Consider the following 2,793-nt stretch of genomic DNA (forward strand, 5'->3'; position numbering starts at 1 on the left):
CGCCAAATTCACACAAGGTTTCACGTGCCCCGTGCTACTCAGGATACCACTATCGGTAATGGTCTTTACTTATACAGGGCTATCACCTGATACTGCTACGCTTTCCAACGTATTCTAATTCATAACACACCAAATGTCGTGGTCCTACAACCCCAATATTGCCGAAACAATATTGGTTTGGACTAATCCGCGTTCGCTCGCCACTACTAACGGAATCACTTTTGTTTTCTCCTCCTCCGGGTACTTAGATGTTTCAGTTCTCCGGGTTTGCTTCTCTTTCGAGATGACATATCTTCAATATGCCGGGTTGCCCCATTCGGATACTTGCGGATCATATCATATGTGCTGATCCCCGCAAATTTTCGCAGCTTATCGCGTCCTTCTTCGCCTCTGAGAGCCTAGGCATTCCCCATACGCCCTTTTATAACTTGTCACTACTAGATACTTTACAAATATCTAATAGCCTCTTGCTCTTCTCTATTTCGTATTCTTTTTATTTCTTATCGTGATAATTACCCCTGTGGTAATTATACACAATGTCCCAATATGTCAATGAACGTTTTTCAGTACAATACTGAATAGTGGAGAATATCGGAGTCGAACCGATGACCTCCTGCGTGCAAGGCAGGCGCTCTAGCCAGCTGAGCTAATCCCCCATATACTAAAAGTAGTATATAGTAGCTTGTAGTTAGTACTGCCAACTACTACTCAACTTCCAGAATTTCCTTCTACATTACGTTTATAATGTTATCTCAATACAACCAAACTAAGCAACTATAGCCTCTTCATTTACCCTAACTACTTTTGTAAACCTTACTCTTGATAAGCATTACTTAGTAGTCCCAGGCAGACTCGAACTGCCGACCTCTACATTATCAGTGTAGCGCTCTAACCAGCTGAGCTATGGGACTCAATCTTAGTTGTTGTATCTTAATATTTTGAAGTGACAGCGAAAAAAGAAAATAAATCTAATTATAACTAAATTTTTACTACATAATCTAATATGTAACGGTCGTCTTTCTCTAGAAAGGAGGTGTTCCAGCCGCACCTTCCGGTACGGCTACCTTGTTACGACTTAGCCCTAGTTACCAGTTTTACCCTAGGTCGCTCCTTGCGGTGACGAACTTCAGGTACCCCCAGCTTCCATGGCTTGACGGGCGGTGTGTACAAGGCCCGGGAACGTATTCACCGGATCATGGCTGATATCCGATTACTAGCGATTCCAGCTTCACGGAGTCGAGTTGCAGACTCCGATCCGAACTGTGATAGGTTTTATAGATTCGCTCCTTATCGCTAAGTGGCTGCTCTCTGTACCTACCATTGTAGCACGTGTGTGGCCCAGGACGTAAGGGCCGTGATGATTTGACGTCATCCCCACCTTCCTCACGGTTTGCACCGGCAGTCTTGCTAGAGTCCCCACCATAATGTGCTGGTAACTAACAACAGGGGTTGCGCTCGTTATAGGACTTAACCTGACACCTCACGGCACGAGCTGACGACAACCATGCAGCACCTTGTAAATTGCCCGAAGGAAAGTCTATCTCTAAACCTGTCAATCTACATTTAAGCCCTGGTAAGGTTCCTCGCGTATCATCGAATTAAACCACATGCTCCACCGCTTGTGCGGGCCCCCGTCAATTCCTTTGAGTTTCATTCTTGCGAACGTACTCCCCAGGTGGGATACTTATCACTTTCGCTTGGCCGCGCAGTCCGAAAACCACACAGCTAGTATCCATCGTTTACGGCGTGGACTACCAGGGTATCTAATCCTGTTCGCTACCCACGCTTTCGTCCATCAGCGTCAATATATTGTTAGTGATCTGCCTTCGCAATCGGTATTCTATGTAATATCTATGCATTTCACCGCTACACTACATATTCTAACCACTTCACAATAATTCAAGACCATCAGTATCAAAGGCAATTCTACAGTTGAGCTGCAAACTTTCACCCCTGACTTAATGGCCCGCCTACGGACCCTTTAAACCCAATAATTCCGGATAACGCTCGGACCCTCCGTATTACCGCGGCTGCTGGCACGGAGTTAGCCGGTCCTTATTCTTACAGTACCGTCACCAGACTACACGTAGTCCTTATTCTTCCTGTATAAAAGCAGTTTACAATCCATAGGACCGTCTTCCTGCACGCGGCATGGCTGGATCAGAGTCTCCTCCATTGTCCAATATTCCTCACTGCTGCCTCCCGTAGGAGTCTGGTCCGTGTCTCAGTACCAGTGTGGGGGATCCCCCTCTCAGGGCCCCTAACCATCGTAGTCTTGGTAAGCCGTTACCTTACCAACAAACTAATGGTACGCATACTCATCTTACACCGTAATCTTTATTATTAAAATGATGCCATCTTAATAAACTATAAGGTATTAATCCAAATTTCTCTGGGCTATCCCTTAGTGCAAGGCAGATTGTATACGCGTTACGCACCCGTGCGCCGGTCGTCAGCAGAAGCAAGCTCCTCTGTTACCCCTCGACTTGCATGTGTTAAGCCTGCCGCTAGCGTTCATCCTGAGCCAGGATCAAACTCTTCATCGTTGTTTTGTAAATATTCTTAACAACCTAAAATCGTCTTCAACTAAACTCATTCTCTTTTTTAATTCAATAACACTACAAGTAGTATTATTTTGCTGTCTCTTCAATATGTCAAATGAACTTTTAATTCTTGTAGAAATACTAGACTCGAACTAGCTGATTCTCAAAACAAATCATTCCAAAATTTCTTATCGTTTTGCCCTCTCTGAAAGCGGTTGCAAATGTAAAACGTTTTTTTAAACTGACAAAA

2 tRNA genes and 2 rRNA genes (1 of these 4 running past the window's edge) are annotated in these 2,793 nt (G+C 44.5%); all 4 read right to left on the bottom strand.

The features are described from left to right. Positions 1-435: ribosomal RNA gene (locus Q4487_RS16985) — 23S ribosomal RNA — on the bottom strand (it extends 2,396 nt beyond the left edge of the window). A 147-nt stretch (positions 436-582) separates the two neighbouring features. Beyond that, positions 583-656, bottom strand: a tRNA-Ala gene (locus tag Q4487_RS16990). 181 nt (positions 657-837) lie between these two features. Further along, a tRNA-Ile gene (locus tag Q4487_RS16995) sits at positions 838-911 on the bottom strand. A 115-nt stretch (positions 912-1,026) separates the two neighbouring features. Further along, a 16S ribosomal RNA gene (locus Q4487_RS17000) occupies positions 1,027-2,546 on the bottom strand. The 16S and 23S rRNA genes sit together here with 2 tRNA genes alongside, the layout of an rRNA operon. Positions 2,547-2,793: the final 247 nt, after the last annotated feature.

The organism is Cellulophaga sp. 3_MG-2023 (genome assembly GCF_030546975.1).
GTDB lineage: Bacteria > Bacteroidota > Bacteroidia > Flavobacteriales > Flavobacteriaceae > Cellulophaga.